The 21,293-nt window shown below is 66.1% G+C and carries 24 protein-coding genes; 13 read left to right on the forward strand and 11 right to left on the reverse strand.

Features of this window, described 5'->3' with window-relative positions:
- Positions 1–66 precede the first annotated feature (66 nt).
- Positions 67–1,689, reverse strand: a complete 1,623-nt coding sequence (locus tag ACFWUP_RS24570) for a purine-cytosine permease family protein (RefSeq protein ID WP_379238053.1) — start codon at positions 1,687–1,689, stop codon at positions 67–69.
- A 224-nt stretch (positions 1,690–1,913) separates the two neighbouring features.
- Positions 1,914–2,768 carry an alpha/beta fold hydrolase gene (locus ACFWUP_RS24575; protein ID WP_379238055.1) on the reverse strand — a complete coding sequence of 285 codons (855 nt, stop codon included), beginning with the start codon at positions 2,766–2,768 and terminating at the stop codon, positions 1,914–1,916.
- A gap of 68 nt (positions 2,769–2,836) precedes the next feature.
- Between ACFWUP_RS24575 and ACFWUP_RS24580 the strand changes: the two genes are divergently transcribed.
- From ACFWUP_RS24580 to ACFWUP_RS24600, 5 genes are all read left to right on the forward strand, one after another.
- Complete coding sequence (locus tag ACFWUP_RS24580; protein ID WP_379238057.1) at positions 2,837–3,616, forward strand: exodeoxyribonuclease III; 780 nt, start codon at positions 2,837–2,839, stop codon at positions 3,614–3,616.
- On the forward strand, positions 3,613–4,101 hold the full coding sequence (locus ACFWUP_RS24585; RefSeq protein ID WP_379238059.1) for a ribonuclease domain-containing protein: 489 nt from the start codon (positions 3,613–3,615) through the stop codon (positions 4,099–4,101). Before ACFWUP_RS24580 ends, ACFWUP_RS24585 begins: the two co-directional genes overlap by 4 nt.
- Positions 4,101–4,580 (forward strand): barstar family protein, encoded by a 480-nt coding sequence (locus ACFWUP_RS24590; protein WP_379238061.1) that lies wholly within the window; start codon positions 4,101–4,103, stop codon positions 4,578–4,580. Before ACFWUP_RS24585 ends, ACFWUP_RS24590 begins: the two co-directional genes overlap by 1 nt.
- 200 nt (positions 4,581–4,780) lie before the next feature.
- Positions 4,781–5,980: a hypothetical protein gene (locus ACFWUP_RS24595; RefSeq protein ID WP_379238063.1), complete on the forward strand. Its 1,200-nt coding sequence runs from the start codon at positions 4,781–4,783 to the stop codon at positions 5,978–5,980.
- Between the two features lie 114 nt (positions 5,981–6,094).
- The gene (locus ACFWUP_RS24600; RefSeq protein WP_379238065.1) at positions 6,095–6,454 is read left to right on the forward strand and encodes a hypothetical protein; all 360 of its coding nucleotides are present in this window, start codon (positions 6,095–6,097) and stop codon (positions 6,452–6,454) included.
- A 13-nt stretch (positions 6,455–6,467) separates the two neighbouring features.
- Here the strand turns inward: ACFWUP_RS24600 and ACFWUP_RS24605 are convergent, their stop codons facing one another.
- Positions 6,468–7,106 (reverse strand): TetR/AcrR family transcriptional regulator, encoded by a 639-nt coding sequence (locus ACFWUP_RS24605; RefSeq protein WP_379238067.1) that lies wholly within the window; start codon positions 7,104–7,106, stop codon positions 6,468–6,470.
- A 103-nt stretch (positions 7,107–7,209) separates the two neighbouring features.
- Here ACFWUP_RS24605 and ACFWUP_RS24610 point away from each other — a divergent pair, with 103 nt between their 5' ends.
- From ACFWUP_RS24610 to yhjD, 3 genes are read left to right on the forward strand one after another with little or no spacing between them, the layout of a single operon-like run.
- Positions 7,210–8,142 carry an oxygenase MpaB family protein gene (locus tag ACFWUP_RS24610; RefSeq protein ID WP_379238069.1) on the forward strand — a complete coding sequence of 311 codons (933 nt, stop codon included), beginning with the start codon at positions 7,210–7,212 and terminating at the stop codon, positions 8,140–8,142.
- Positions 8,143–8,164: 22 nt separating this feature from the next.
- Positions 8,165–9,196: a tryptophan--tRNA ligase gene (gene trpS / locus ACFWUP_RS24615; RefSeq protein ID WP_379238070.1), complete on the forward strand. Its 1,032-nt coding sequence runs from the start codon at positions 8,165–8,167 to the stop codon at positions 9,194–9,196.
- A 41-nt stretch (positions 9,197–9,237) separates the two neighbouring features.
- Positions 9,238–10,260 (forward strand): inner membrane protein YhjD, encoded by a 1,023-nt coding sequence (gene yhjD, locus ACFWUP_RS24620; RefSeq protein ID WP_379238072.1) that lies wholly within the window; start codon positions 9,238–9,240, stop codon positions 10,258–10,260.
- 101 nt (positions 10,261–10,361) lie between these two features.
- Here the strand turns inward: yhjD and ACFWUP_RS24625 are convergent, their stop codons facing one another.
- Positions 10,362–11,717, reverse strand: a complete 1,356-nt coding sequence (locus ACFWUP_RS24625) for a D-alanyl-D-alanine carboxypeptidase family protein (RefSeq protein WP_379238074.1) — start codon at positions 11,715–11,717, stop codon at positions 10,362–10,364.
- 103 nt (positions 11,718–11,820) lie between these two features.
- On the opposite strand from ACFWUP_RS24625, the gene ACFWUP_RS24630 reads away from it, so the two are divergent.
- Both ACFWUP_RS24630 and ACFWUP_RS24635 read left to right on the forward strand, forming a co-directional pair.
- Positions 11,821–13,326 (forward strand): DHA2 family efflux MFS transporter permease subunit, encoded by a 1,506-nt coding sequence (locus tag ACFWUP_RS24630; RefSeq protein WP_379238076.1) that lies wholly within the window; start codon positions 11,821–11,823, stop codon positions 13,324–13,326.
- Positions 13,316–13,915 carry a TetR family transcriptional regulator gene (locus ACFWUP_RS24635; RefSeq protein WP_379238078.1) on the forward strand — a complete coding sequence of 200 codons (600 nt, stop codon included), beginning with the start codon at positions 13,316–13,318 and terminating at the stop codon, positions 13,913–13,915. The genes ACFWUP_RS24630 and ACFWUP_RS24635 overlap by 11 nt, the downstream gene beginning before the upstream one ends.
- 3 nt (positions 13,916–13,918) lie before the next feature.
- Here ACFWUP_RS24635 and ACFWUP_RS24640 read toward each other — a convergent pair whose 3' ends face one another.
- On the reverse strand, positions 13,919–14,596 hold the full coding sequence (locus ACFWUP_RS24640; RefSeq protein WP_379238080.1) for a SnoaL-like polyketide cyclase: 678 nt from the start codon (positions 14,594–14,596) through the stop codon (positions 13,919–13,921).
- A 154-nt stretch (positions 14,597–14,750) separates the two neighbouring features.
- Complete coding sequence (locus ACFWUP_RS24645; protein WP_379238082.1) at positions 14,751–15,647, reverse strand: phenylalanine 4-monooxygenase; 897 nt, start codon at positions 15,645–15,647, stop codon at positions 14,751–14,753.
- Positions 15,648–15,893: 246 nt separating this feature from the next.
- On the opposite strand from ACFWUP_RS24645, the gene ACFWUP_RS24650 reads away from it, so the two are divergent.
- On the forward strand, positions 15,894–16,106 hold the full coding sequence (locus ACFWUP_RS24650) for a type II toxin-antitoxin system VapB family antitoxin (protein WP_379238084.1): 213 nt from the start codon (positions 15,894–15,896) through the stop codon (positions 16,104–16,106).
- A 114-nt stretch (positions 16,107–16,220) separates the two neighbouring features.
- Positions 16,221–16,892: a RadC family protein gene (locus tag ACFWUP_RS24655; protein ID WP_379238086.1), complete on the forward strand. Its 672-nt coding sequence runs from the start codon at positions 16,221–16,223 to the stop codon at positions 16,890–16,892.
- 52 nt (positions 16,893–16,944) lie between these two features.
- On the opposite strand, the gene ACFWUP_RS24660 is transcribed toward ACFWUP_RS24655, so the two are convergent.
- Together ACFWUP_RS24660 and ACFWUP_RS24665 are read right to left on the reverse strand one after the other, a co-directional pair.
- Complete coding sequence (locus ACFWUP_RS24660) at positions 16,945–17,376, reverse strand: TA system VapC family ribonuclease toxin (RefSeq protein ID WP_379238088.1); 432 nt, start codon at positions 17,374–17,376, stop codon at positions 16,945–16,947.
- Positions 17,373–17,618 (reverse strand): antitoxin, encoded by a 246-nt coding sequence (locus ACFWUP_RS24665; protein ID WP_379238089.1) that lies wholly within the window; start codon positions 17,616–17,618, stop codon positions 17,373–17,375. The genes ACFWUP_RS24660 and ACFWUP_RS24665 overlap by 4 nt, the downstream gene beginning before the upstream one ends.
- 90 nt (positions 17,619–17,708) lie before the next feature.
- Between ACFWUP_RS24665 and ACFWUP_RS24670 the strand changes: the two genes are divergently transcribed.
- Entirely contained in the window at positions 17,709–18,599 is an 891-nt protein-coding gene (locus tag ACFWUP_RS24670) for a fructosamine kinase family protein (RefSeq protein WP_379238090.1), read from the forward strand.
- Here ACFWUP_RS24670 and ACFWUP_RS24675 read toward each other — a convergent pair whose 3' ends face one another.
- From ACFWUP_RS24675 to ACFWUP_RS24685, 3 genes are all read right to left on the reverse strand, one after another.
- Positions 18,600–18,869, reverse strand: a complete 270-nt coding sequence (locus ACFWUP_RS24675; protein ID WP_379238091.1) for a hypothetical protein — start codon at positions 18,867–18,869, stop codon at positions 18,600–18,602.
- Positions 18,870–18,934: 65 nt separating this feature from the next.
- Positions 18,935–19,873: a hypothetical protein gene (locus tag ACFWUP_RS24680; RefSeq protein WP_379238093.1), complete on the reverse strand. Its 939-nt coding sequence runs from the start codon at positions 19,871–19,873 to the stop codon at positions 18,935–18,937.
- Between the two features lie 225 nt (positions 19,874–20,098).
- Entirely contained in the window at positions 20,099–21,256 is a 1,158-nt protein-coding gene (locus ACFWUP_RS24685; RefSeq protein ID WP_379238095.1) for an ATP-binding protein, read from the reverse strand.
- Between the last annotated feature and the right edge of the window lie 37 nt (positions 21,257–21,293).

The following is a 21,293-nucleotide window of genomic DNA, read 5'->3' on the forward strand; positions in this document are numbered from 1 at the left end:
CAAGCAACGGTGCCTGATCGACGGGACACAAGGGGCCGCGAACTCGAGCGCGCCAGCGCTCCAATATCACTGCGGGGGCAGCAGGTGCTTGCCGTGCTTGTCCGTGGACAGCGCCAGCGAGCTGATGTACTGGATTTCGCCCTCGGGTCCGGGCACCGCCGAGGCGATCATGTCCGGTCGCTCGAATTCCATGCCGGTGACGTGGCAGGGGAGCAGATCACCCGCGGGGTTGCCGTGCTCGTCGAACATCGGCACGTCGATGCCGTCGTCGGTGCGACGCAGGTAGTACTTGCCCTTGGTGGCGATTGCGGTGAGCGGGGTGGCGACGAAGGCCACCAGCACCGCGACCACCGGCGAGTACGGCTTCAGCAGCTCACCGAAGAGGCCGAAGAAGGTCATGATCGACAGCACCGAGGACAGCCCGAAGCCGACCAGGCCGACCGGGTTGAAGTCGTAGAGCATGCCGCGACGGAACTCCGGGACCTTCGGCGAGATCTTGAGCAGGTACTTGTTCACCGCGATGTCGGTGGCCACGGTGACGATCCAGGCGATGCCGCAGTTGGCGTAGAAGCCCAGGATGCTGTTGAGGAAGTCGAACATGTTCGCTTCCATCAGGATCAGCGCCACCACCAGGTTCACCACCAGGAAGACCAGGCGACCCGGGTAGGTCTTGGTGACGCGGGTGTAGGAGTTGGTCCAGGCCAGCGAGCCGGAGTAGGCGTTGGTCACGTTGATCTTGACCTGGCTGATGACCACCAGCACCACCGCGAGGGTCATGGCAAGCCAGCCCGGCACCATGTCCTTGTAGATCTCCAGGAACTGGTGCACCGGCTGGTTCGCGATGCCTTGCGCCGCAGGCAGATTCGCGATCAGGTACACCGCGAGGAACAGGCCCACGACCTGCTTGGCCGCGCCGAACAGCACCCAGCCGGGACCGGCCAGGAGCATCCAGCCCCACCACTTGGCCCGGTTCTCCGGCGTGCGCGGCGGCATGAAGCGCAGGTAGTCGATCTGCTCGGCGATCTGGGCGATCAGCGATAGACACACACCGGCGGCCAGCAGCGCACCGGACACACTCACACCCTGGCCGTCCTTACCGCCGTAGGCGAAGAACGAACCGACCGAATCGGGGTGGTTGAGCAACAGGAACCCGAACGGCGCCACCATCAGCAGCAGCCACAGGGGAGTGGTCCACACCTGCAGTTTCGCCAGGGTGTTCATCCCGAAGATGACCAGCGGGAAGATGATCACCGTGGACAGCAAATAGCCCATCCACAAGGGAATTCCGAGGCCCAATAACAGGCCCTGCGCCATGATCGAACCCTCGAGCGCGAAGAAGATGAAAGTGAACGACGCGAACACGATATTGGTGATCACCGAGCCGTAGTAGCCGAAACCGCTACCGCGCGTGATCAGGTCGAGATCGATGTTGTAGCGCGCCGCGTAATAGGCCAGCGGAAAACCGGTGAGCATCACGACCACGGCGAAGATACCGATGCCGATCAGGGCGTTTCCGGTGCCGTGGGCGATGCCGATATTCGCGCCGATCGCGAAATCGGCCAGGTAGGCGATGCCGCCGAGGGCGGAAATGCCGACGACCGCGGGGCTCCATTTGCGGTAGCTCCGCGGGGCGAAACGCAGCGTGTAGTCCTCGAGTGTTTCTTTGGCGGCAATATCTGCTCCGGCCATTTCCCTCTCTCCCTCATCCGCTGCCGCTCGAAATCGGCGACTCACAGACGGTGGTGCATAGATGTAGACACGAATTTTCCGATCCGTTACGCCGCTGTTACGCACGCCCCATGGTGACCGGGGTCACCGGTGAGAGCTGGCCCGTGCGCACGAAAAACCACCGAGCCTGGATGAGGCTCGGCGGTGAGGGTGTGGCCGCGAACAGTGTTGTCGCGGTAAGGATTTCACACCGCGCGCAGATGTCCGCGGCTGGCGTAGATGTGCTCGGCGATCAGCGTGGCGATCCGGTCCGGTGCTTCGAGCATCGGCACATGGCCGACCCCGTGCACCACGATCCGATCCGCCGACTCGGGCAGTTCGCGCAGGTAACGGGTGGCGTACACGCGGTTGGGGATGATCCGGTCGTACTCGGCGAGCAGCATCCGGACCGGGGTGCTCAGCTCGCCGAGATCGTCCATGCCCGGTGCCCGCAGGCTGCCCAGGATCAGCGGGAGGATCGCGTCGCAGTGTAGGGCCGCGGTGAGCATGGCCGCCAGGTCGCGACGGGCGACCGCGCTGGTGCGCTTCGAGACCAGCATCGCGGCCGCCTGCTGCACGAGCGCGTTGTTGACCGCCGCGTCGCCGAGCCGCTTGCCGATTTCGATGAACGGGATCAACGAGGCGAACTTGATGCCGATCCTGATCTGGCTCAGCGACGGCGAAGCCCACCCGCCCGCCGCCGCGATCGTGGTGAGCGTGCGGGCCCGGCCGCGGCGCGCCAGTTCGAGGCCCACCCAGCCGCCGAGTGAATTGCCCGCGATGTGACAGGTGCGCCAGCCGAGCTCGTCGAGCTGGTCTTCGATCTGATCTGCCAGTGCGTACACGTCAAGGGCCCAGCCCTCGACCTTCGGGCCACCCCAGTGCCCGGCGAACGCGGGCGCGTACACCTCGCAATGCGCCGACATCCGCTGCGCGACCTGCTCCCAGCAGTGCGGCGAGAGCAGGAACCCGTGCAACAGCAGGACCGGGTCGCCGGACCCGATGTGCAGCGCCGCGACCGGCGCGGGGCGGGCGGTGGACTTGGCGGTGCGTGACGTCATCGTCAATCACCCCTTCCTGGACGGCAGTGTCCGGGGGAGCATCCCTACCAGCATTGTACGGTCGTACGGTGCCGATAATCCTCTCAACTGTGAACGTTAACGGGGTCCGCGCCGCTTCGACCAAGGGCATGCTGGCCTGGTTGGCGGCGACCGAAGCCGACATCGTCTGCCTACAGGAGACCCGAGCGACCGACGCGCAGACCGCGACCGCGTTGGCCCCCGCACTCGACGCGGGCTGGGTACTTTCACATGCCGAGCCCGAATCCAAGGGCCGGGCGGGTGTGGGCATTCTGTCCCGGCGTGCCCCCGACGCCGTGCGCATCGGATTCGGCAGCACCGAGTTCGCCGCATCGGGCCGCTACATCGAGGCCGATTTCGGCGACATCACCGCGGCCAGCGTGTACGTGCACTCGGGCGAGGAGAACACCCCCAAGCAGGACGCGAAGTACCGCTTCATGGCCGAGCTCGGCGCCTACCTGAAGGCGCGCACCGGCGAGTTCGTGGTGAGCGGCGACTGGAACATCGCTCCCGCCGAGGTCGACCTGAAGAACTGGAAGGGCAACCAGAAGTCAGCGGGCTTCCTGCCCGAGGAGCGCGCCTGGATCGCCGAACTCCTGGCCGCCGGTTATGTCGACGTGGTGCGCGCCCTGCACCCCGACGTCGCGGGCCCCTACAGCTGGTGGTCCTACCGCGGCCGCGCCTTCGACAACGACTCCGGGTGGAGGATCGATTATCAGTTGGCCCTCGGCGAACTGACCTCGCGCGCTAAACAGGCCGTCGTCGAACGCGCTGACGCCTACGACCAGCGCTGGTCCGACCACGCGCCGGTTACAGTCCAGTACCGATGAAACTCTCACGTAAGACTCTCAGCCTGCTCGGTGGACTCGTTCTCGTGTTGGCGGCCATCGGGCTCACGCTGTTCGGCGGTCGCGGTACCGACGGCGCCACCACCACGACCACCACGAAGGCGGTCGCCGGGGTCACCACGAGTGTCGGTGCGCCGAAACCTGGTGCGCCGTCGGGTAATTCGTCGCCTGTTACCAAGTCCGCGGGGGTGCCCGATCGCGCCTATGTCACCCTCGTCGAGATCGATGCGGGTCGCTGGCCGGGTTCGGCCAATGCGCAGGGCACCAAAGGCGGCGAGCAGTTCATGAATCGCGGAACCAAACTGCCGCCCAAGGATTCGGCGGGCAACCCGGTGAAGTACCAGGAGTGGGATGTGAATCCCAAGCAGCGCAACCGTGGTCGTGACGCCGAACGCATCGTCACCGGCAGCGACGGTTCGGCCTGGTACACCGGCGACCACTACGAAACCTTCACAAGGATGCGCTGATGACTTCGCGAATGACGCTGTCGCAGTTCCTCGCTCGTCCCGACGCCGAGGCGCCCGCCGCGACCACGGCGCCGGTGCTCGGCGCGTTGTCGGTGGATGCCAACCAGTTCAGCGGCGTCCGCTACGACGCGCCCGCCGACTACCGGGTGCGCGAGCTGCGCGGCGCCAAGATGCGCACCGTGGCGGAACTGTTCGACGAGTTCGCCGCGGCCTTCCAGTTCCCGTACTACTTCGGCGCCAACAAGGACGCCTTCGACGAATGTCTGCGCGACTTGGACGATTTCGTCGGCGACGCCCCCGGATATGTCGCCGTGGTGCGCACCGCCGCGGACCTGCTCGCCGCCGACCCCACCGAACGAGCGTGGTTCGACGAGGCCATGCGCGACTGCGCCGCCTATTGGACCCGTCGTGACGTGGCATTTCGCGTTGTCCTGCAAGGTGATCCGGAGACTTTCGGCGCGGTCGCGTTGTCGGTCTGAATCCCCCTGCCGGGTACATCGGTGCCGCCGCGTGGCGTGGGCGCCACCGGAATCGACGGCTCCCGCGGCGAGATCTGTCGGCCTACTGTCTTCACCGCGCGGCTACCGAAGCCGCCCAACTCACCTGCATCGCGGAAACCACCGGCGGCACCTACACCGACGCCGCCGACGGCAAAGCCCTCGAACAGGTGCTGCCCCGCGTGAGCACCGCGGCGCTGCGCGAATACGCGTCGGCGGGCACACCCGTCGAAGGCACCGACGGCTACCAGAACGCACCGGCGGTCGTACCGGGCCAGTACCTCGACACCATCGGCCACAAGAAGCCGCGCTACTACGCCGTCGACGTTCCCGAAGGGGCCACCGCCTACTTCAGCGGCACGGTGTCGTTCCCGCTCACCGAAGACGATCCCGAGCGGGCGAACAACAGCCTGTACCTGCGGGTATTCGGCGCGGAGGGGACCGACTGCCACGCCTTCGAAAACGAGAACGCCGTGCGATCCAACGACGGCGTCGCGCTGACGGTCAGCTCGACCTGGACCGGCGCGACCGTGCCGAAGGACGGCACCGCGCGCACCGACAAGTGCAAGGGCGGCGGCCGGTACTACTTCACCGTGGAATGGGCCGGGGTCGCCGACAGCGCACCGGCGACGGTGCCGCTGGAACTGAATGTCACGGTCGAACCCGGCGTCACCGACGCGGGCCCGGCGGCCGAACCGGCGCCGGTGCCGTTCACCGCGCCGACCACGCCCGTGCAACCGGTGACCGGTGGCGGCTCGTTCAACGTGGCGACCCCGCTCGACGGGTCCGGCGTCTACGGCGACACCTTGCAGCGCGGCGAATTCGTGTTCTACAAGGTGAAACTCGACTGGGGTCAGGGTTTGGCCTACCGGGTGCGTTTCCTCGAGACACCGGGTCGCGGCCTCGACAACGTCTCGGTCGTCACCACCACGCTGTACAGCCCGTATCGCAAGGAGGTCGACCACGACTTCTCGTCCTACAACGGTTCGCCGGATACCGTGCCGGACAACAAGGATGCCATGGCCACCCCCGAAATCCGCTACAGCAACCGCGACGCCTCGGACAAGAAGGTGTCGGAGAACGCCCTGGCCGGTTGGTATTACCTCGCCGTGCAGGCGGCCCCGACCGTGCAGGACCGCGGCGCCGTCCGCCCCGTGCCCATCGAGCTGGAGCTGGTGGTGACCGGAACGCCCGAGCCGGGCCCCACCTACCGGACCGAGCCCGCCGAAACCGGTTCGTCCCCCGAGAAGGCGCCCGCACAAGCCGCGGACGACGACAACTCCACCGCCCCGCTCGTGACGGGCATCGCGGTCATCGCGTTCGCCCTGATCATCGCCCTCGGCATCGTGATCCTGTTGCTGCGCAAGCGTCCACGTCGATAGCGAGCCCACCGCCGGATTTCCGATGCCACCGCAATTGATGTCTGTCGGCGTCTGTCCGGATTCGACAACATTCTTCGCGGTGCGGCCGCCGGGTTGCCTGTGAGGAGAAGTTGGATGAAGCGAATACTGGTCGGCGCGGGCGTATTCGCCGCGATGATGGCGGCAACCACCGGGATGGCGGTCGCCGATCCCGCACCCGAGCAGGTGCGGGTGGTCGCCGACGCGTCCACGGGTTCGAGCGACCTGGTCGGGCACCTGTTGCGCGCGCTGTCGACCGGTTCGGCCGCCGAGTGCGACGGCATCATGCTCGACGCGTGTGTCCCGGTCGGCGGCGTGAGCGCGGCACAGGCGGTGCCGGTTGCGGGTTCGGCGGACCTGGCGTCGGTCATCGGCACCTACGGTGGTCTGATCGGCTGGATGCAAGGTGGGTCGTCGTCGAAGCCCTACTGCGGCGGTATGTGCCCGATCGGCTAGCGGTCGAGGGCGCTCAGCGGTATCGGTCGGCCAGGTCGTCGCCGAGGAGTACGAAGACCTCGGTGATCTGGTCGACCAGTTCCGCGCGGGTGAGTCCGAGATCGCCTGCCAGCCAGACAGTCAGCGTCTGGACGAGTCCGCCGACCAGGTAGAGCGCCCGGAAGTCGACGATCGGTTCCGGGGCCGTCGCACCGTAGAAACCGGTGCCCTCGGTCGCGACCAGGCGGGCGAACCCGCTGACCGTGCTCGCGGTGCGGGCCCGCAGTTCCGGTGTCGCCATGCTGGTGACGAGGGCGGCGCGGCCTTTGCGCGGGTCGTCGGTGAGCACCGCGATACCGGCGCCGATCGCGGCGTGCGCCTGCGCGCGGCTGTCGTTGTCCGCGGTGGCGAGGGCGCCGGCGATGGCCGCGGCCAACTCCTGGGCGATCCGGTCGAGAAGTGCCTCGAGCACCGCGTCCCGATTCGGAAAGCTCTCGTAGTAGTACCGCTCGTTCAGGCCCGCCTGCGCGCACAGCCCGGCGACGGTCAGTTTGGCCTGCCCGTCGGCGGCGATGATGTCGAGCGCCGCGTCCAACAGCGCGATGCGCCGCTGCGCCTGCCGCTCCTGCGCCGAAACGCCACCGTATGTCCGTTGCGCTGCCACGGCGTCCATTGTGCGTGCCGCCGTCCTCTCGCGGTGTTCTGGTAGAGACTCTTGCCAGAATATCAATTCTGGAGGATTCTATTGCCAGATGCACTCGACGAGGAGAAGCAGCATGGCTACGCGGCAGACAGCACCCGGATATTTCGCCGACGATTCGATGATCCGGCGGGTGATGAGCAAACGGGCGGTCGGGCTGACCTACGGCCTGCGGGCCCTGGTGATCGGGGCGGTGCATCCGCTGCTGTTCGTCGGAACCAGCGAGCACACCGCACACCGGGCGACGCCCTACACGCGACTGGCCGTCACCGGCGCGCTGTTCGAAGCGGTGTTCCTCGGCAGCAAAGCCGAGGCCGACCGGGCACTGGCCTTCACCCGGCGCAAGCACGAAAGGGTGGTCGGCACCCTGCCCGAGGACGCCGGCACCCACCCTGCCGGCACCGCCTACTCGGCGCACGACCCGCACCTGATGTTCATGACAATGGCCTTCACCTTCGACTCCGCCGAAGTCATGTTCGACCGCCTGGTCCGAACGCTCACGCCCACCGAACGCGAAGACCTCTACCAGGACTACGTCCGCTGGGGCGAGCTGTTCGGCATGCCACGCGACGCCGCCCCCGCCGACTACCCGGCCTTCCGCCGCTACTTCGACAGCTACCTGAACTCGACCGAACTGTTCCTCACCGACGAGGCGCAGCTGGTCGGTTCCTATCTCGCGGGCCATCGCAAGGCGTACCGACTGCGCCCGCCCGTCGAACAGGCAGGGGCCGCGCTGTATCTGCTGGTCCAGGGCAGTCTGCCGCCGCGAATCCGGCAGATGTACGGCATCGAATGGGGAATCTCCGACGAACTGGCCAACCGCGCGCTGAGCCGCAGCATTCGCACCGCCCACCTCGCCCCGCCGCTGATCCTGGCGGGCACCCTCGCCGGACCGAGCACCCCCTCCTACCAGCTACTGGCCCGCCGCGAACAGCACATGATCAGAACCGGGCACCCGAGCATGCCCGGTGTCGATCCGCTCAACTGGGTGCAGCGAAATACCGCTTGATGGGCATGGAAAGATTCGGGGTATGTCCAGTCCTGCCCCGGCCGCGACGGCCGAACGTAAGCAGCGGGTGCTGTCGGGCATCCAGCCCACCAGCGACTCCTTCCACCTCGGCAACTACCTGGGTGCGCTGCAGTACTGGGTGACGATGCAGGACGAGTACGACGCGCTGTACTTCATCCCGGATATGCACGCGATCACCGTCAGCCAGGATCCCAAGGCGCTGCGCGCGCGCACCAAGTCCGCCGCCGCCCAGCTGCTCGCCCTCGGCATCGACCCCGCGAAGTCCACCCTGTTCGTGCAGAGTCAGGTGCCCGAGCACGCGGAGCTGTCGTGGGTGTTGAGCTGTATCACCGGTTTCGGTGAGGCGAGCCGGATGACCCAGTTCAAGGACAAGTCGGTCAAGCAGGGCGCCGACAACGCCACCGTCGGCCTGTTCACCTACCCCGTGCTGATGGCCGCCGACATCCTGCTCTACCGCCCGCACCAGGTGCCGGTCGGCGAGGACCAGCGCCAGCACCTCGAGCTGACCCGAAACCTGGCCCAGCGCTTCAACACTCGCTACAAGAAGACCTTCGTCGTGCCCGAGCCGCACATCGTCAAGGGCACCGCCAAGATCTTCGACCTGCAGGACCCGACCGCGAAGATGAGCAAATCGGCCTCCAGCGACGGCGGGCTGATCAACCTTCTCGACGACCCGAAGGTCACCGCGAAAAAAGTGCGCTCGGCGGTCACCGACACCGAGCGCGAGATCCGCTACGACCCCGAGCACAAGGCGGGCGTGAGCAACCTGCTGGTGATCCTGAGCTCGCTCACCGCCACCCCGATCGTCGACCTCGAGCAGAATTTCGCCGGTAAGGGTTACGGTGATCTCAAGGCCGAGGTGGCCGACGCGCTCGTCGAATTCGTCACGCCCGTGCAGAAGAAGGTCAAGGACTACCTGTCGGATCAGGCAGAACTGGACCGGATTCTGGCCGCGGGCGCCGAACGGGCGCGGGAGATCGCAGGCAACACACTTGCCCAGGTGTACGACCGGGTTGGCTTCCTCGCTCGCTGACCCGTTGCGCACCTGAGGTTTTCGCTGAAGGGGCGCGTGTCATGCAGTTGATCGACAACATCTCGGCAGCTGTCGAGAAGCAGATCGGGCAAAGGCCCTGGCTGGATCACCTGGTCAGGGCCGGTGGTCGATTCCAGAGTCAGCGCGGTGACTTCTATGCCGCGGGCATCACGTATTTCACTGTGCTGTCGCTGTTTCCGCTGCTGATGGTGGCGTTCTCGGTGGCCGGTTTCATCCTGGCAGGCCACCCGGAACTGCTGAACGAACTGCAGGCCAAGGTCATCGAGAACATTCCCGGTTCCTTCGGCACCCAGATCAACGAACTCATCGACCAGGCACTGAAGTCGCGCGGCACGGTCGGCGTCATCGGCCTGCTGGTCGGCTTCTACACCGGGCTCGGCTGGATCGCGAACCTGCGCGCCGCGCTCACCGAACAGTGGGCCAGCCAGAGTCCCGAAAAGCCTTGGTGGCAGGCCAAATTGTCGGATCTGGGTGCGCTGATCGGCCTCGGACTCGCCTTCGTGGTGTCGCTCGGATTGTCGGCTGTCGCCGCGAGCGGACTGGGCAAGCGGATACTCGAACTGCTCGGAACCGACCACCTGCCCGGCGCCTCGCTGGTGCTGCGACTGGCGTCGATCGCGCTGGGTTTCCTCGCCTCGTGGGCGGTGTTCGCCTGGATGATCGCCCGATTGCCGCGCGAACCGGTGTCGCTGCGCAGTGCGGCGCGCGCGGCGGTGCTCGGCGCGGTCGCCTTCGAGATCTTCAAGATCATCGGTGCGATCTACCTGCGGATGGTGCTGTCGAGCCCCGCGGGCGCGACCTTCGGGTCGATCATCGGCCTGATGGTGTTCAGCTACATGACCTACCGGATCCTGCTGTTCGCCACGGCGTGGGCGGCGACCTCCTCGGACAACGAACGCGCCGCCACCGTGGCGCCGCCGAACCCGGTGGTCATCCGGCCGCGCGTGGTCGAACACGGGGTATCGACGGGCGCGGGCGCCGCCTACTTCGGAGCAGGCGTGGTCGCGGCACTGGCCTTGATGCGGGTCGGCAAACGCCGCTGACCCACCTGGACGGTCGATCACCAGGCTCTCAGGGGTTTCTCTCTTGGGCGATGTTTGCGTGAGAGCCTGGTGATCAATCGTCCAAATGTCGGCAGGCGGCGTCACCGTCTGCGTCGGAAAGCCCTGCGGGCCCAGAGCAGCAGGACGACGACCAATAGGGGCCCACCGATCAGCGTCGCGATGCGGGCGCCCTCGTGTGCCGGTCGCACCGAATCGTCTCGGGAACCGTCGGCGCGTGGCGGGGGTGAGGCCAGTGGGACGCTGGGTTGCACTGCCTCGCTGCCGATTTCGGGCAGCTTGCCGATTCGGGCGTCGGTGTCGAGGGCGAAACCGTAGTCGAGCAGGCGCGCGGCCTGCTCCCACGGGCGGATCGGGCGCACATCGGCTTTGAGTAGCGTCACGACCAGGCGGTGGCCGTCGCGTTCGGCGGCGGCGACGAAGGTCTGGCGAGCGTCGTCGGTGAAGCCGGTCTTGCCGCCGATCGCGCCCGCGTAGTTGTAGAGCAGCTGGTTGTCGTTGCCGATCGGGAAGCCCGGATGATCTTTGTCGCCAGGGATTTTCGGGTCGGCGGGAAACCCGGGGAAGTCGGCCTGCTCGGTGTGGATCAGCTCGGCGAACAGCGGGATGCTCATCGCCTCGCGGAACAGCACCGCCAGGTCGTAGGCCGAGATGCTCGAGCCGGGCCCGTCGAGTCCGGACGGGGTCGACGCGCGAGTGTCCGAGGCGCGCAATGTCTTCGCGAGGTCGTTCATCTTCGCCACGGTCGCCTTGTCGCCCCCGAGTTGGGTGGCGATGGCATGGGCGGCGTCATTGCCCGAACACATGATCAGGGCTTGCAGGAGTTGACGATTGGTGTAGCGGCCACCCGGTCCGATGCCGACCTTGGTGCCCTCGACGTCGGCGTCGGCCTGGGTGCCGATCACCACGTCGTCGAGATCCAGGCTGCGTAGCGCGACGATGGCGAGGGCCACCTTGATGGTGCTGGCGGGGCGGTAGCGGCCGTGCGGGTCCTTGGCGGCGAGCACGCGGCCGGTATCGAGGTCGGCGACCATCCACGAGGTGGCCGAGATCTCGGCGGGCACCGGGGGCGCGTCGTCGGGCACCACCACCCCGCAGTCGCCCATTCGCTGGCCGCCGATGGCGGGGGAGGGGACCGGCAGCGGGCTCGGCGTCGGGTCGCCGGGTGCGGGGACCTCCGAGGTGTCGATCGGGGCCGGCGGCTGCGTTTTCTGCGGGCAATCGTCGGTGTTCGGGGTGGTGAACGGGGGCGTGGTGCTCGGGCCGCCGATCGGCGGTGACGTGTTGCCCGGCGTCGGCGGGGCGCCCGGCGCCGGAGCGCTGGTCGACGGCCTGTCGGTGGTGGGTTGGGCAACGGCGGGAGCGCCCGCGAGCGCGGCGACGGTGACGGCGGCGCAGAGACTGCATGCGGCGCGCACGCCGACTTCACGAATCCTCATCGCCTCGCAGCTTAATGAGCGCGGCCGCGAGGAACATCTCTTGACACACTCTAGTAAATGAGAGCTACCATCAAATGCTAGAGACTCTCATTTTGGAGGAGATATGCGGACGGAAGAAGCCCGCAGCTGGCTCGCGCTCGGCGCGCTCGCCGTGGCGATGCTCACCATCGGACTCGACGTCACCGTGCTCACCGTCGCCATCCCGACCCTCGCGGTCGACCTGGACGCGAATACCGCTGCGCTGCAATGGTTCAGCAGCGCTTACACCCTCGCCCTCGCCGCGCTGATGCTGCCCGCGGGCGCGCTCGGTGATCGCTACGGCCGCAAGAAGATGCTGCTCGCTGCCCTGATGCTGTTCGGGGTGGCCTCGCTGGCCTGCGCGTTCGCCGGCTCGGCGGGACAGCTCATCGCCGCGCGGGTGGTGCTCGGGATCGCGGCGGCCGCGATGATGCCGCTGTCGATGGCGGTACTTCCGGTGCTGTTCAGTGATCCGGCGCAACGGCAACGCGCGGTGACGATCTGGGTCACCTCGACCGCGCTCGGCCTGCCCCTCGGCCCGATCGTCGGCGGGTGGCTACTGCAGCACTACTGGTGGGGGTCGGTGTTCCTCATCAATGTGCCGCTGGTGATCGTCGGCGCCTTGGCGGTGGCTACTCTGGTACCGGAATCCCGGGGAGACAACACCTTTCGCATCGATCTCGTCGGCGCTGTACTGTCGGCGGCGGGCATGCTCGGGCTGACCTACGGATTCATCCGAATCGGCGACCACGGCTGGGACGACATCGCCGCCTGGATCGTTGTCGTTGCGGGTGCCTTGATCCTCGCGGTCTTCCTCTGGTGGCAGCGGCGCACCGCGCACCCGCTGATCGACCTGGCGCTGTTCACCAACCCCGGATTCGGTTGGGGCACCGCGATTTCCATTCTCGTCAGCTTCGCCATGTTCGGCATGTTCTTCACCGTCCCGCAGTACTTCCAAGCCGTGCTCGGGGTCGACGCGCTCGGGAGCGGGCTCCGGCTGTTGCCGATGATCGGAGGGCTGGTTGTGGGCAGCAGATTGGTCGATGTGCTACTGCCGAGGCTCGGACAACGGGTGGTGCTCACCGCCGGATTCGCTGTTCTCGCCGGCGGAATCGGCCTCGGCGCCCTCACCAGGGTCGACAGTGGTTACGGGCTCACCGCAGTGTGGACGACGGTGCTCGGCGTCGGAATGGGAGTGGTCATGCCCGCGGCCATGGGTATGGCGCTGGGTGAGCTCAACGCCGCCCGGTCGGGCTCGGGTTCGGCACTGCTGCAAGCACTTCGGCAGGCGGGCGGCACCATCGGCGTGGCCGTGCTCGGCACCGTGCTCGCCACCGCGTATCGGTCGGATCTGGGCGCGCTGAACCGGCCGCCGATCTCCGACGGTGTGAATGCGGGTGTGGCCGCCACTGCGAATGATCCGGTCGCGCTGGCGCAGGTGCAGTCCGCGTTCGTGGCGGGCATGGACACCATGCTCGGCGTGTGCGCCGGGCTGTGCGCGGTGGCGGCGGTGGCCGTCGCGGTGTTCGTGCGGGGGCAGCGGTCGTCGCAGACAGGGCCGGTTGCGGCAGAATCGGCGCATGTCGGTTGAGCGGTCGCTGCGTGAGCGGAAGAAGGAACGAACCCGCAAGACGATCCGGGTCGAGGCGTTCCGGCTCTTTCGCGAGCAGGGCTACGCCGAGACCACGGTCGAGCAGATCGCGGCCGCGGCCGAGGTCTCGCCGAGCACCTTCTTCCGCTATTTCCCCAGCAAGGAACAGCTCGTCCTCACCGACGACCTCGATCCGGCGATGGACGCCGCGTTGCGCGCGCAACCTCGGGGCCAACACCCCATCGCGGCGTTCCGGAACGCGATGAGCGCGGTCTTCGCCGAGATGGACCCCGAGGAATTCGCCTTCGAACGGCAACGTCAGGGACTGCTGTTCGGAGTGCCGGAACTGCGCTCGGCGATCGGCCAGGAATATCACCGCAGCATCGGTTTCGCCGCGGAGTTGATGGCCGACTACCTGGGACGATCGCCCGAGGACTTCGAAGTGCGCGTCACCGCGGGCGCGATGATCGGCGGGGTGCTCGCGGTCATGACGACCACGCCGATGAACACCGAAACCCTCACCGACGCACTGGCTTTCCTGGAAAAAGGCCTGCCGTTCGACGCACCGGTTCGCGCCGAACGGCAGTAGCGCCTATTCGCCGTGCTGCACGGGGCAACCGTGGGCCAGCGGGCCCAGCAGCTTGTTGTTGTCGTAGAAGTGCTCGAGCTCCAGGATGCGCAGATCCTCGCTCACCCGCGCGATGGTCACACCGAACATCTCGATGTGCTCACCGGTGGGCTGGTGGCCCTTGTACTCACCCTCGAACTTGCCCCAGTGCCGCCACCGGAAGCTCACCGTCGGCGGGCCCGACAGCACCTCGAGAACCTCCCAGAAGAACCCGCCGGGGAAGGCGGTGTGGAAGATGTTGTGCGAGGAATCGAACGTCTCGTTCTCGGCGTCGTAGTAGGGGTTGTCGCCGATCAGGATGTTGTAGCTGCCGATGCGAGCGAACTCCTCGGCGTCCTGCCACACCCCACCGTTGACCCGGCCGCGGTACTGATCGGCCACCACCGACAGCCACGTCGCGGGGTCGGCCTTGTGCGAGACCTCCATTTCGAAGACCTTCACCAGGTCCTCGACGATCGCCTCGAGCGAACCGGGCGCGTGCTCGACGCTGCGCTCGCGCGGGATCACCTCGTGGCTCAGCTCGTAGTCGGGAACGTTGCCGCGCCATTCCTCCGGCGCCGCGGCGGCGATCACCGCTTCGCGGCCCTGCAGCCACAGCGGGGCTTCCGGTTCCGGGTTCTGCTCGGCCTGCGTATCCGTCACGTCCACAGTCATTTTCGGTCTACCCGACCCTTTCAAAAGCTCGAAGAACGGGTCGAAAATAACAGTTTCGCAATGAGTCGCGCGTGTCAGGTCTCACCAAGTGAGAAACGCTGATCGGCGAACTGTGTTCTGTGACAAGGTTTTCGATGGTCGGCTATCGCCCGGTTCGCATCGGATATCCGAGTCGGGCAGGCGTCTCGTCGTCCATCGTCGCGAAGAATTCGCCGAGTACGCCGACGATCTGATCCACCGAATCAGCGCAGAACAGCACCGGTTGATAGTGGGTGATGTCGTAGGCGATGGTGCCCATCTCCGCGACGTCGAGCGGACGAAGCCGTGCGTGCCGGAACTCGTCGATCTCACCGTAGGAGGACAGCAATCCGGCACCGTAGCAACGGATTTCACCGCCCTCGCGCACCACACCGAATTCGAGCGAGAACCAGAACACATCGGCGAGGAACTTCAGCGCGCTGTCGGTCTCCAGCCGGGCCACCGCCGCGCCGACCGTTTCGTACAGTGCGGCGAAACGTGGGCTGGCGATCTGGTTGGCGTGGCCGATGATCTCGTGGATCGCATCGGGTTCCGGGGTGTAGAGCGGGGCCGAGTGGTGGCGGATGTACTGGGTGGAATGGAAGGTGCGATCGGCGAAGGAACCGAAGAACTCGCGCAGCGGAACCAGACCCGCCGCGGGCACGTAGCGGAAGCCGGACAGCGGGGTGAGCAGCCGCGACACCTCGTCGAGTTGGGGGATGTGATCGTGCGGCAGGGCCAGGTTGCGCGCGGCGTCGCGGACCTCGCGGCAGGCGTAGACCTCGTGCTTGCGGGCCAGCTCCGCCGAGGCGATCCGCCACACCTGCTGCTCGTCGTCGGTGTAGTCGACGTGCGGTGGGCGGGAGCCGGGGGAGTAGTCGAGTGCGAGTGCGGCGATGGCGTTGCGGCGGGCGCGGTAAGCCTCGTCGCGGCTGCCGGGGTGGTCATCGCTGAGATGAACCGTCACGTCGCCGTCACGCTCGCGCGTCACCGGCGAGTAGAGCTGGGCCTCGGTGAACATGACTCCAGGCAAGCACCGCCGTGGCGTCGCGACAACAACCGCCTTGCCAACTACGCAAACTGCACAGTTGCAGGGTTGGTCGCGGTCGGATTCCGGCGGTGAACTGTGTTTTCTGTGCGCTTGCCAGCCGATGCGCTCGGTCGCTGTGCGGACTTGCGAACGCGTGGTTTCGGTAACGACGCGGTGAATCAGCCGACGAGCCCTCCGGTCATCACGCAAGATTGCGTTTGTCCCTGAGGAGGATGTGTGCGCACTCTGCGAATAGATCTCGATCAGCGCCTGCTGGCCGCTGCCGCCGACATCATGGGCACGGCCGACAGCAACGCCACCGTCAACGAGGCGCTACGCCGCATCGTGGTGCACGAACGCCAGCTACGCAATCTGGAACGGTTGATGGCCGATTCGGTCTTCAGCACCGACCCGGCCGGTGATTCCGTCCTCAGCGCGGAGCCCTCCTAACCGGGGAAGGACCAGGTTCGGGTTGCGTCACCGAGGTGGTGGCCGAGGGGTAGCTCGAACTTGTCGGTACCCCCTGCGACTATCGGAGTCAGTCACCGATCCGCAGGGGGAAAGATGTCGGTTCCGATCGCGAGTTTGCCTGTCGCCCAACGTCCGCGCGAGCGACTGCTCATGCTCGGCCCACACGCGCTCAGCGACGGCGAGCTACTGGCGCTGCTGCTCGGCCAGGGCACCCGAGGCCAATCCGCGCTGGAAGTCGCGGCCCGATTGATCGGCGACTACGGTGGATTGGCCGAACTCGCTGCCGCCCGGCCCGAAGAACTGGCAGCCCGCGCCGGGATCGGCCCGGCCAAAGCCGCCACGGTCGTCGCCGCCTTCCACCTCGGTACCCGGTCCCGCGTTCCCATCGATTCGGTACCCCAACTCACCACTCCCGACGACATCGCGTCCGTGGCAGTCCCACTGTTCGCGGGCGCCCGCGTCGAACGCCTCCTCGTCCTGATCTGCGACACCCAGAACCGCCTACGCCACCGCGCTTTCGTCGCCGAAGGCGCCATCGACCACGTCGCCGTCCCCGTCCGAGAAATCCTCAACACCGTCCTACGTCACGACGGCCGAGCCTTCGCCGTAGTCCACAACCACCCCTCCGGCGACCCCACCCCGAGCCCCGACGACCGCCGAGCCAGCACCCTGCTCCAGCAAGCCGCCCGCACCGTAGGCCTGCGCTATCTGGACCACATCGTCGTAGCAGGCGAAACCTGGGCGACTGCCCCACCCTTTCCGTAGCCGCTGTCGTCGCGCTCGAAACACTGCGAGCTGGTGGGATATCGAGCTGGGACTACAGGACGAGGAGATTGGTTTCGTCGGCCGCGCGCACCGAAGTGATCGAGATTGCCGTATCGAACGTCACGAACCTGCCGTCCGTGGCAGTGGCGAGAGCCAGCAGATAGGCATCAGCGAGCTGTCGATGACCGTGCAGTCGGGATCTGTCGATCACTGTGTCGTCGAGCAGGCTGATCGAGCAAGGCCAGAATTCGTGATACTCGGTTTTTGTCGCGTTGTCGAGCAAATCGATGGCTTCAGCGACGCTGGCCGCGTTCGGGTACTTGGGCTGACTGAGGATTCGGACGAATCCGTTTTCGGTGATCGCGCACGAAGCCCAGCCGTGGTCGATCTCTGTCTCGAGCCATTCGCGGGCCCGAGCGTGGTCTACGTGGTCTTGGTCGAGCAGTGCCAGGAGAACATTGACGTCCAGCAGGGCTCGCTTCACACGTCCTCTTCTTCACGGAGCTGGTCGATGAGGGCATTGGAGATCGTTGCTCCACGCCGGGGAAGTGGTTCGAAACCATGGAAGGCCGAGGCGCTGTCACGTCGTCGCGACGCGGTCCCAGAGCAGGACAGCGCCTTCCTGGCGAGGTCGGACAAGACCTGGCCAGTGGTTTTGTTCTCGCGGCGTGCTCGCTCCTTGACGGCGAGCAGCACGTCGTCGTCGATTGCCAGCGTGGTGCGCATACATCTGATGCTACCGCATCACAGAATCAGGTGAGACCCCTTCCTCTGGATTACCGATCATGGTCGGCGGCTAGTGGGCAGGATAGGGGAGTGGACCTGCCGTTTCTGCGTGCGAACCCGCACCTGCTGCCGACTTTTCTCGCCCATCAACGGCTTCGGACTACGCCGGTTGGGGGTGGCTCGGTCTGTGTGGCTGAGCGGATTGTGCTCGATGACGGGACGCAGCTGTTTCTCAAGACTTGGCCGGGTGGGGTTTCCGGCGCTCCGACGGCTGAGGCCGTGTCCGCTCCGGCTGGGCTCTTCGCGGCCGAGGCGGACGGGCTGCGGTGGCTGCGGGAGGCTGGTGGGGTCGGGGTGCCGGAGTTGTATGCGCAGACCGATGAACTGTTGTTGATGCAGTGGGTGGATCATGGCGAACCGACTGCTGTCGCCGCTGAACGGTTCGGGGCGGGGTTGGCGGCCACCCACGCGGGCAGTGCCCCCACTTTCGGCGCGCCCGCCGACGGGTTCCTCGCCGGTCTGCCCCTCGCCAACACCCCCGGCGAGGACTGGCCGACCTGGTACCGCGAGCACCGAATCCTGCCGTACCTGAAACTCGCCGTCGACGCGGGCGCCCTCGACCCCATCGACGCGACCTATATCGAATCAATCCACATCGAAGCCCCCACCGAACCCCCCGCCAGAATCCACGGCGACCTCTGGCCCGGCAACATCCTCTGGGACCCGTCCGACACCCCCTGGCTCATCGACCCCGCTGCCCACGGCGGCCACCCCGAAACCGACCTGTCCACCCTGTACCTCTTCGGCGGCGCCCCTCACCTCACCCGAATCATCGCCGCCTACAACGAAGTCCACCCACTGGCCCCCGACTGGCAAACCCGCATCCCCCTCCACCAACTCCACTTATGGCTGGCCCACGCCGTCCTCTTCGGCCGCGCCTATCGGTCCGCCGTCCTGGACGCCGCGTCCCACTACCACTAGCTACGCGGCCGATTCGGGCTGGTGATCCTGGGATTTCGGCAGCTGCCATGAGCCGACAAGCGTGGCGGCGAGCCCGCCGATGAGAATCAGCAGACAGGGGTTGAACGTGATGGACGTGGAGGCTGGATAGTCCAGGCTCGCGACGATGATCGTGAATCCGGTGCTCAGCGCGATCAGGACGCCGAGGGTTTCGGCGACCGCGCCGACCAGCAAGCCGCTCGCGGTCGCGCCCTTGTCGTGGCCGAATACCGGCATCCATGTCTGCGACACCCGGCAATCCTAGTGAACGGCGAAGGCCGCCTGCATCTTTCGATGGAGACGGCCCTCGCGGTGTGCTATTGCTCGTCGATGACTTCCCCGTTCTGCACGGTGCCCGCGCTGGTGAGCGCCAAGGTGGCGCTGACAGGCGGGAAGGCCGCCGATGCCGCGACGGCGGCGGTCAGCTGTTCGGCTGTTTCCCAGTGCCAGATATCCTGGTACGTACCATCTTCGAGGCGGATCAAACGAGTTTCGACCAAGCCGGGGAAGCCGGCGCGGATGCCGCCGATCAGCTGGGCGCGCTGAGCGAGTAGCTGCTCCAAATGGGCCGGGTCGACGGAGTAGTGGTGAACACGGACTGCGGACATCGTGAGTTCCCTGTCTGTTGCGCGGATTCGTCGAGGCGGGCGCGCTCGGGTGGCGCCCGCCCGGCGATCGCGCGCACCGGCCTCGACCGCGTCGGACGCGGGCTGACCTCGGGTGAGCTGGGCCAGCCGATCCCATGCCGGCGACGAGGCGCCGGGCTGTGACTGCTCGGCCAAGCGGGCGATCGCCGGATTGTGGACCGGGCGAGCCTCGGATCGGTGGTGACAGTCGGCGAACCAGCTCCGCGTGCGGGCCGCGAGAGCGGGCAGGCGTGGATCCTCGGGTGACCAGTCGAAGGCGGCGTCGTGCTCGAGGCAGAGCGCGCGGAACTCGGGATCGCCGAGAAACTCACGCTTTTCGGCGATCCACCGAGCCGCGTCTTCGGGTGCGGCGGTGTGCATGAGAATCCAGCCGTCACGTTCCATCCGGATATGACGTTCGCTGACGCCGATATCGCGGAGTTCGGCGAGGTAATCCGCGACCTCAGCGGTGACGAAAAGCCGGTCACCGCCCTGCAATTGGGCGAGTTCACCGCGGGTCCGCCGCAGCTGTGCCATGCGGTTGCGCAACGCGCGGTCGATCTCGGCGATCTCGGCGGCGAGCACCTCCGGTTCGGCATCGAGCAGGCCCCCGATGCGAGCCAGCGGCACGCCCGCACCGGCCAGCGTTCTGATCTTGACCAGAAACTGCGAACAAGATAATTGAAGCTGCGGGCGGTCAGATGCCGATATCTGATCGTCTCAAACGTCAGCCATTCACGCAGGAGGTTGTAGCCTACTTCAGAAATCCCTGAAGTAGGTGGTGCTCCACGTCTAGTGGTCGGCACCTCTGTTGGCTATCACTATAATTGAATATATGGAAATTGGTGTGGAACACTATGAATCTGTCGGCAGAATGTGAATATTCGCATCCGTCAAGTGATATATGGTCCGTTGGCCGCGTCCTCCGACCTGTCGCACGAGTCCCGCTACTTGCAGATCACTGAGTGCTTTGCGAATCCCTCCGGGGGTCAGACCGAGAGGCGGTTGAAGTTCTGATACGGTTCGCGGTCCATCCATTAGCAATTCGGTAATCCGCTGTTGGGTGGCTGTCAGATTTCCCGCACGTATGTTGTTTACGCGCGCAGCACTTCGGCTACCTTCTTGCCGGAAGGTGGTCGAAGGCGCGGCCATTCGACGCCCCGCATTCCGGAAATGGTTGGCTCGCGAATTCTGCTGTCCTGAATGAAGGACGGCTGTGAATCGGATGCCTGTGTCCGAGTACTGTGCAGGTGGTAGGCCAGCGAGAATCAAAGAATCGGTGATGGTAGGGATACCAGTCGCCAGAGCCTCGACTACACGCCCACCAGATCCCGGTGATCGAAGATATTGCGAGATAGTGACGAGCCGGGCATTCCGGGCGGAAGTTACTGCTTCTTTGCCCAGGCGGTCGATTGTGATCCCGTATAGTCCTCCGGGATTCGATACGATGAGTCGATCGCGGCGCAACCGGACCTCTACGGCCATTCCTTGAGACCAGTTGTCGAGGTCCCGGTGAAGCAGTGCATTGGCAATCAGTTCGCGAAAAGCGATCAGCGGGTATGATGGCCTGTCGACTACTGACCCATCCGGATTCGTAACTATAGCAGTATCAAATGTCTGCTGAGCCCATTCCATTGCTGTATCCAGCATTCGAGGAATCGGTCCGGTGATGGTCAGCGGGTTCCGGGCGCGTGTTCCCGGCGGATCACCGGGCGACGGTTCAGCGGCAGCTTGAATTACCAGCCGCGGAAACCACTGTTGGGGATACGTTCCAAGTGTCAGCAAACCTGCAACGGTCGGTCTTCCGTCCGCATCGACGACACCCGAGCGGCGGAGTAATTCGTCGCCTTCGAACCTGCCGAGTCCCTGTCTGTCGCGCAACCGAGCTGTGCGGGCGAAATCACCAAGTAGTTCGCCATCCAGGTCTGACAAGTCGGCGCCCTCGACCGGCCGTCGATCAAATGACGGAGACTGTCGAGTCGCGAGAAAGGCCTGCTCCTCTAACAGAGACATCCTGAAGTCACCGTCGTAGCCACGTATGTAGGCCGCA

Source organism: Nocardia sp. NPDC058658, assembly GCF_042716665.1.
Lineage (GTDB): Bacteria > Actinomycetota > Actinomycetes > Mycobacteriales > Mycobacteriaceae > Nocardia.

What these genes read in the sequence shown, in the direction of transcription:
- ACFWUP_RS24570 (WP_379238053.1), bottom strand. Translation starts at nt 1,689, where the DNA reads ATGGCCGGAGCAGATATTGCCGCCAAAGAAACACTCGAGGACTACACG.
- ACFWUP_RS24575 (WP_379238055.1), bottom strand. Translation starts at nt 2,768, where the DNA reads ATGACGTCACGCACCGCCAAGTCCACCGCCCGCCCCGCGCCGGTCGCG.
- ACFWUP_RS24585 (WP_379238059.1), top strand. Translation starts at nt 3,613, where the DNA reads ATGAAACTCTCACGTAAGACTCTCAGCCTGCTCGGTGGACTCGTTCTC.
- ACFWUP_RS24590 (WP_379238061.1), top strand. Translation starts at nt 4,101, where the DNA reads ATGACTTCGCGAATGACGCTGTCGCAGTTCCTCGCTCGTCCCGACGCC.
- ACFWUP_RS24600 (WP_379238065.1), top strand. Translation starts at nt 6,095, where the DNA reads ATGAAGCGAATACTGGTCGGCGCGGGCGTATTCGCCGCGATGATGGCG.
- ACFWUP_RS24605 (WP_379238067.1), bottom strand. Translation starts at nt 7,106, where the DNA reads ATGGACGCCGTGGCAGCGCAACGGACATACGGTGGCGTTTCGGCGCAG.
- ACFWUP_RS24610 (WP_379238069.1), top strand. Translation starts at nt 7,210, where the DNA reads ATGGCTACGCGGCAGACAGCACCCGGATATTTCGCCGACGATTCGATG.
- trpS (WP_379238070.1), top strand. Translation starts at nt 8,165, where the DNA reads ATGTCCAGTCCTGCCCCGGCCGCGACGGCCGAACGTAAGCAGCGGGTG.
- yhjD (WP_379238072.1), top strand. Translation starts at nt 9,238, where the DNA reads ATGCAGTTGATCGACAACATCTCGGCAGCTGTCGAGAAGCAGATCGGG.
- ACFWUP_RS24625 (WP_379238074.1), bottom strand. Translation starts at nt 11,717, where the DNA reads ATGAGGATTCGTGAAGTCGGCGTGCGCGCCGCATGCAGTCTCTGCGCC.
- ACFWUP_RS24630 (WP_379238076.1), top strand. Translation starts at nt 11,821, where the DNA reads ATGCGGACGGAAGAAGCCCGCAGCTGGCTCGCGCTCGGCGCGCTCGCC.
- ACFWUP_RS24635 (WP_379238078.1), top strand. Translation starts at nt 13,316, where the DNA reads ATGTCGGTTGAGCGGTCGCTGCGTGAGCGGAAGAAGGAACGAACCCGC.
- ACFWUP_RS24645 (WP_379238082.1), bottom strand. Translation starts at nt 15,647, where the DNA reads ATGTTCACCGAGGCCCAGCTCTACTCGCCGGTGACGCGCGAGCGTGAC.
- ACFWUP_RS24655 (WP_379238086.1), top strand. Translation starts at nt 16,221, where the DNA reads ATGTCGGTTCCGATCGCGAGTTTGCCTGTCGCCCAACGTCCGCGCGAG.
- ACFWUP_RS24665 (WP_379238089.1), bottom strand. Translation starts at nt 17,618, where the DNA reads ATGCGCACCACGCTGGCAATCGACGACGACGTGCTGCTCGCCGTCAAG.
- ACFWUP_RS24685 (WP_379238095.1), bottom strand. Translation starts at nt 21,256, where the DNA reads ATGTCTCTGTTAGAGGAGCAGGCCTTTCTCGCGACTCGACAGTCTCCG.